The sequence below is a fragment of the Vibrio sp. 2134-1 genome, assembly GCF_033339495.1.
Genome location: NZ_JAWOUS010000199.1, coordinates 1 through 922 on the forward strand (window position 1 = coordinate 1; position 922 = coordinate 922).

General features: G+C 50.9%; 1 protein-coding gene. It reads right to left on the reverse strand.

Going from position 1 to position 922, the window contains the following annotated elements; translation table 11 throughout:
* A partial coding sequence (gspL, locus tag R7R78_RS24920; protein WP_225474474.1) for a type II secretion system protein GspL occupies positions 1-922 on the reverse strand: 922 nt, incomplete at both ends.

Sequence of the window (922 nt, forward strand, 5' to 3'; positions counted from 1 at the left end):
GGCGCTCTTCATCCGTCATTTGGCGCTTTAAGTAGCTTACGGTCGGAATTCGATTCTTGTTTGGGAAAACCTGACGGAAAATACGTTCGCTTTCTTCACGATAGGCTTGTGCTTGCGCCTCGTACTTGTGGACGACGAGAAGTTGCTGAGCCACGACCACCACTAACAAAACGCCCGCAGCGATAGCCGCCTTTTGCCAAACTTTCCAGTACTTACCCCAAGAAGACTTCGGCTTAAACTCGCCAGTTAACAGGTTCGTTTTACTACTCACGACGCCTTTTGCGAGCAACGCCATCGTCATTTCTTCTGGCTTAGGAACCCATACGCTCTCAACAGTCGATTCTGGCACGGAACTGTAGCATTCGAGTTGCCAACCTTCATGATTTTGCAGGTAAGAAGAGAGATAAAGGTCCAGCCACGCCGAATCCACCACCGCGCCTTCCGTCTCTGAGTGACGAATTAGCCATTGCTCACCAATCAGTGCCGCACTGCTGCTGTCATCACTGACAGGCAATGCCAATACATCTGGCAAGATGCGTTTGATGGTCAACCCTTGGCTAGCAAAACGCTGTAGCACGGTTTGTACCCATGCACGCTCGACCGCACACACTTGTGCTTTATCCGCTTGCTTACCCAATACGGTGAAGTGCAAGCTATCCACATCTTGCGCGACTTCATCTTCAATCAAATAAGGCAACATGCTGTCGAACTGACGTGTGGCACCAGGCGGAATGTCCACCTGAGTTAACACCACATCATTACTCGCTAGTAAAGCGATGACTTGGCGCTGGCCGGCATACGATACCAACTCATCCAAGTGTTCCCATCCGGCAAGTTCACCGCTGGCAATCACTTCCTGTTGATCTGTCGACCACACCACCCAAGGAATGGTACTTTGTTGTTCGCTACTCAGCCGAACGGT